The organism is Acidimicrobiales bacterium (genome assembly GCA_036273495.1).
Lineage (GTDB): Bacteria > Actinomycetota > Acidimicrobiia > Acidimicrobiales > JAJPHE01 > DASSEU01.
The window spans coordinates 1-5414 of record DASUHN010000198.1; the positions used below are offsets into that span (position 1 = coordinate 1).

The window sequence follows — 5414 nt, forward strand, 5'->3', positions numbered from 1 at the left end:
GGGACCGAGCTGATGGACGTGGTGCGGTGGCTCTCGCACCCGTCGCTCGTACCGTTCGCCCGCTTCGACTTCTCCGGTACCGAGCACATCCCCCGCGAGGGTCCGGGAATCATCGTCTCCAACCACCGCAGCTACTTCGACTTCGTGGCCCTAGGCCTGCCCGTCCTCGGCGCCGGCCGCAACCTCCGCTTCCTCGGGAAGAAGGAGGTGTTCGACGCCCCCGTGGTCGGAGCCCTGGCGCGCGCCGCCGGCGGGATCCGCGTCGACCGCGGCACCGGATCGGCCGAGCCCCTCCGCGCCGCCGCCGACGCCATCGCCGCCGGAGAGCTGGTGGCCATCCTCCCCCAGGGCACCATCCCGCGGGGCGCGAAGTTCTTCGACCCGCAGCTGGAGGGCAAGACCGGCGCCGCCCGCCTGGCCGCCATGACCGGCGCCCCGGTGATCCCGTTCGGGCTGTGGGGGACCGAGCACGTGTGGCCCCGGCGCTCCCGGGTCCCGCTGGTCCAGAACGTGGTCAACCCGCCGAAGGTGCGGGTCCGGGTCGGTGCCGCCGTGGACCTGCCGGGCGAGGACCCCCACGCCGACACCGAGCGGATCATGGACGCCATCGTGGCCCTGCTTCCCCCCGAGGCCCGGCGCCGGCGCCGGCCCACCCCGGAGCAGATCGCCCTGGCCACCCCGGCCGGGCACGCCGTCGAGGCCTGAGCCTGACCGCCCTCCCGCTGCGCACCCGGGTGGCGGCGCGCCTCGGCCCCGCCGTGGGCGGGCTGTCCCGGCGCCTCGGTGCCGGTGGCGGCGGGGTCATCGGGGGGCGGGTGACCCTGGCCCTCGACCCCTCGGCCCTGCCCCGCCTGGCGGCCGGGCGCCGCAGCGCCCTCGTCAGCGGGACCAACGGCAAGACCACCACCACCCGCCTCCTGGCCCGGGCCCTCGAGACCGCCGGCCCGGTCGTCACCAACGCCGGCGGGGCCAACCTCCCCTACGGGCTGGTGGCCGCCCTCTCCGCCGCCCCGCCCGACGCGTCCCGCGCCGCCCTCGAGGTCGACGAGGCCTACCTCGGCCGGGTGGCCGACGCCGTCCACCCCGAGGCGGTCGTCCTCCTCAACCTGAGCCGCGACCAGCTCGACCGCATCAACGAGGTGCGCATGCTGGCCGGGCGCTGGCGCACCGCCGTCTCGGCCCTGGCCCCCTCCACCGCCGTGGTGGCCAACGCCGACGACCCCATGGTCGTGTGGGGCGCCCAGCCCGCCCGCCGCGTCATCTGGGTGGCGGCGGGAATGTCGTGGCGCCTCGACGCCTCGGGCTGCCCGGCCTGTGAGGGCCGCATCGTCTTCTCGGGCGAAGCGGCCTGGTCCTGCACCTGCGGCTTCACCCGCCCACCGGTCGACGTGTGGCTGGAGGGGTCGGACATGGTGACGGCGGGGTCGTCCGCCCCCGCCTCGCGTTCATCTCATTCCGCCCCCCGCCGCCTCACCCTCGACCTGGCGCTGCCGGGCCGCTGCAACCGGGCCAACGCCGCCATGGCGGTCACCGCCGCCGAGGTCATGGGGGCCGATGCCGAGCGGGCCGCCGCCGCCCTCGCGACGGTGGCCGACGTAGACGGCCGCTACGGGGTGGTGCGGGTCGGCGGGGCCGGGGCCCGCCTGCTGCTGGCGAAGAACCCGGCGGGGTGGGCCGAGATCTTCGACCTTCTCACGCCGGCCCCCGCTCCGGTGGTGGTGGCCATCAACGCCCGGGTGGCCGACGGCCGCGACCCGTCCTGGCTGTGGGACGTGCCCTTCGAGCGCCTGGCCGGCCGCACCGTCGTCGCCACGGGGGAGCGGTGCCGGGACCTGGCCGTCCGGCTGCGCTACGCCGAGGTGGCCCACGAGACCGTCCCCGACCTCACCGGGGCGGTGGCCCGGGCCGCGGCGCTGGCCCCGCCGGCTCCTCCCGCAGCCGCAGGTCCCTCGGTCCCCCCGGTCGACGTGGTCGCCAACTACACCTCGTTCCAGTCCCTCCGCCGCCTGGCCGCGTGAGCCCGACCCGCGCCGACTCGGCCGTGCGCATCGTCGTCGTCCATCCCGATCTGCTCGGCACCTACGGGGACGGCGGCAACGGCGTGATCCTGGCCCGGCGCCTGCAGTGGCGCGGCCTGGCGGCCGAGCTGGTCGAGGCGACCTCGGGTGCGCCGGTTCCCGCCACCGGCGACGTCTACTGCCTGGGGGGCGGGGAGGACGGCCCCGAGGCCCGATCGGCCGCCGAGCTGGCCCCCGGGAGCCCGCTGGGCCGGGCCGTTGAGTCCGGGGCCGCCGTGCTGGCGGTGTGCGCCGGCTTCCAGGTGATCGGGAGCTCCTTCCCCGGCGCCGGCGGCGCCGAGCACGCCGGCATCGGCCTCATCGACGTGCGCAGCCGGAAGGGCAGCGGCCGGCGGGCGGTGGGGGAGTTGGTCACCCGCCCCGACCCGGCCCTCGGGCTCCCCGAGCTAACCGGCTACGAGAACCACGGCGCCGTCACCGAGCTCGGCCGGGGCGTGGAGCCGCTGGCCCGGGTGGTGAGCGGCGTCGGCAACGGCACCGAGGACGGGGCCGAAGGGGCGCGGTCGGGCCGGGTGTTCTGCACCTACATGCACGGGCCCGTGCTGGCCCGCAACCCGGCCCTGGCCGACGCCGTGCTCGAGTCGGTCACCGGCGCGCTGGCCCCCCTCGACGATACCGAGGCCGAGGACCTGCGCTCGGAGCGCCTGGCCGCCGCGAGGCGGTCCCGGCCCGGTCTCTGGCGCCGGGTCGTGTCCCGGGGCTGACGCCCGGGCCGTACCCAGGGGCCCGAGCTCTCCCCCCGGCCCTCCGCGAAACACTTTTTCGGTGCCGTATATGAATTCTCATATATGGCCGTTGTTTTCCCACGGAGCGCGCCGCCATGGACGCCGTCTGCCCCCGTCTCGGTCGGTCTCGGCCAGCATCGGTGGGATGGTCGCCACGCGGCGTGTGATTTGGCCCGGCATACGTGAACTTTCATATATGGCCGACCAATTCTCTGTGCGGGGGGCGGGGGAAGAGCCCCTCCCAGATTCAGCCAGCCCCGGATTCCATCCGTTGCCGGATGAGGTTGAGCGCCGAGCCGGCCCGGTACCACGCGATGTGCTCGGGGGACATGGTGTGGGTGGCCTCGAAGTCGGAGCTGGTGCCGTCGGCCTGGTCGATGCGGCACTGGACCGGGGCGTCCGGCGTCAGCTGGTCGAGCCCGAGGATCGAGATGCGGTCCTCCTCGCCGATCCGGTCGTAGGTCGTCGGGTCGGAGAAGGTCAGCGCCAGAACGCCCTGCTTCTTGAGGTTGGTCTCGTGGATCCGGGCGAAGCTGCGCGCCAGGATGGCCCGTCCCCTCATGAAGCGGGGCTCCATGGCGGCGTGCTCACGCGACGAGCCCTCCCCGTAGTTCTCGTCTCCTATCGCCACCCAGTCCACGCCGGCCTCCCGGCAGTGGCGGGCGGCGTCGGGGAAGGACTCGACCTCACCGTGGACCGGGCAGCGCCCCTTGCCGGCCTCACCGGTGAAGGCGTTGGCGGCGCCGAGGAAGAGGTTGGACGAGATGTTGTCCAGGTGGCCGCGGTAGGTGAGCCACGGGCCGGCGGCGGAGATGTGGTCGGTGGTGCACTTGCCCTTGGCCTTGAGCAGGACGGCCAGCCCGACCAGCTCCGCCTCGGGTGACGGGGAGAAGGGTTCGAGCAGCTGGAGCCGGGTGCTCGACGGGTTCACCCTGACCTCGATGTCGCTGCCGTCGGCCGGAGGGGCCAGGAACCCGGCCTCCCCGGACTCGAAGCCGCGGGACGGGAGCTCCTCGCCGGTGGGGGGTTGCAGGACACCGCCCTCGACCTCACCCGTCAGCGGGTTGAAGTCGAGCGTCCCCGCCAGGGCGTAGGCCACCACGATCTCCGGGGAGCCGATGAAGGCGAGGGTGTTGGCGTTGCCGTCGTTGCGCTTCGGGAAGTTCCGGTTGTACGAGGTGAGGATGGAGTTGGACTCCCCCTCCTCGATGTCGTCGCGCTGCCACTGCCCGATGCACGGCCCACACGCGTTGGCCAGCACCGTTGCACCGATGGCCTCCAGGTCACCCAGAAGGCCGTCGCGCTCGATGGTGGCCCGGACCCGCTCCGAACCCGGGGTGATCAGCAGGGGCACGCGCGAGCGCAGTCCCCGGGCCGCGGCCTGGCGGGCCACGCTGGCGGCGCGGGTGATGTCCTCGTAGGAGGAGTTGGTGCACGACCCGACCAGACAGTTGGTGAGCTCGGCCGGCCACCCGTTCTCCCGGGCGTCGGCACCCATGCGCGACACCGGCCGGGCCAGGTCGGGGGTGTGGGGACCGACGATGTGGGGCTCGAGGGTGTCGAGGTCGATCTCGATGACCTGGTCGAAGTAGCGCTCCGGATCCGAGTCGACCTCGGCGTCGGCGCGCAGGTCCTCGAGCACCCGGGCGGCGCGGTCGGCGTACGCCTCGCGGCCGGTGGCCTTCAGGTAGGCGGCGGAGCGGTCGTCGTACGGGAACAGGGAGCAGGTGGCGCCGATCTCGGCCCCCATGTTGCAGATGGTGGCCTTCCCGGTCCCGCTGATCGACGCCGTGCCCGGCCCGAAGTACTCGACGATGGCGCCGGTGCCCCCTTTCACCGTGAGGACCTCGGCCACCTTGAGGATGATGTCCTTGGGGGCGGTCCAGCCCGACAGCGACCCGGTGAGGCGGACGCCGATGAGCCTGGGCCAGCGCACACCGAAGGTGCCCCCGACCATCACGTCGACGGCGTCGGCGCCGCCCACACCGACCGCCACCATCCCCAGGCCGCCGCCGTTCGGGGTGTGGCTGTCGGTCCCGATGATCATCCCGCCCGGGAAGGCGTACTGCTCGAGCACGACCTGGTGGATGATCCCGGACCCCGGCTTCCAGAAGCCGATGCCGTAGCGGGCCGAGACGCTGCGCAGGAAGTCGTAGACCTCGGAGTTGGTGCCCTCGGCCGCCTTGAGATCGGCCGCCGCCCCGGTGTGGGCCTGGATGAGGTGGTCGCAGTGGACGGTGGTCGGCACCGCCACCTGGGGCAGGCCCGCGGTCATGAACTGCAGGAGAGCCATCTGGGCGGTGGCGTCCTGCATTGCCACGCGGTCGGGGTACAGCTCGGCATAGCTGCGGCCCCGGTCGAGGGCCTGGCCCTCGGGGTCGGCCAGGTGGTTGACGAGGATCTTCTCCGCCAGGGTCAGCCCCCGGCCCAGGCGTCGGCGCCCGGTGGCCATCCGCTCGGGCAGGCGGGCATAGACCGCGTCGATCAGCTCGAGCGGGGTGGTGGCGGTGACGATCGGGCCCTCGTTCGGCATGGTTCCCTCCAGGCCAGCAGTGTGATACAAGTATATGACAAGTGCGGGAGATTCGCTACCGGACCATCGCCGACCGTC

At 73.7% G+C, this 5414-nt stretch carries 4 protein-coding genes; 3 read left to right on the top strand and 1 reads right to left on the bottom strand.

Translation table 11 applies throughout. From position 1 onward, the window contains the following. From VFW24_08295 to VFW24_08305, 3 genes are all read left to right on the top strand, one after another. A partial coding sequence (locus tag VFW24_08295) for a lysophospholipid acyltransferase family protein (GenBank protein HEX5266760.1) occupies positions 1 to 705 on the top strand: 705 nt, incomplete at its 5' end. Positions 706 to 734: 29 nt separating this feature from the next. Beyond that, positions 735 to 2018: a MurT ligase domain-containing protein gene (locus tag VFW24_08300; GenBank protein HEX5266761.1), complete on the top strand. Its 1284-nt coding sequence runs from the start codon at positions 735 to 737 to the stop codon at positions 2016 to 2018. Beyond that, complete coding sequence (locus VFW24_08305; GenBank protein HEX5266762.1) at positions 2015 to 2782, top strand: hypothetical protein; 768 nt, start codon at positions 2015 to 2017, stop codon at positions 2780 to 2782. Before VFW24_08300 ends, VFW24_08305 begins: the two co-directional genes overlap by 4 nt. Positions 2783 to 3050: 268 nt before the next feature. On the opposite strand, the gene VFW24_08310 is transcribed toward VFW24_08305, so the two are convergent. After that, positions 3051 to 5336, bottom strand: a complete 2286-nt coding sequence (locus tag VFW24_08310; GenBank protein ID HEX5266763.1) for an aconitate hydratase — start codon at positions 5334 to 5336, stop codon at positions 3051 to 3053. Positions 5337 to 5414: the final 78 nt, after the last annotated feature.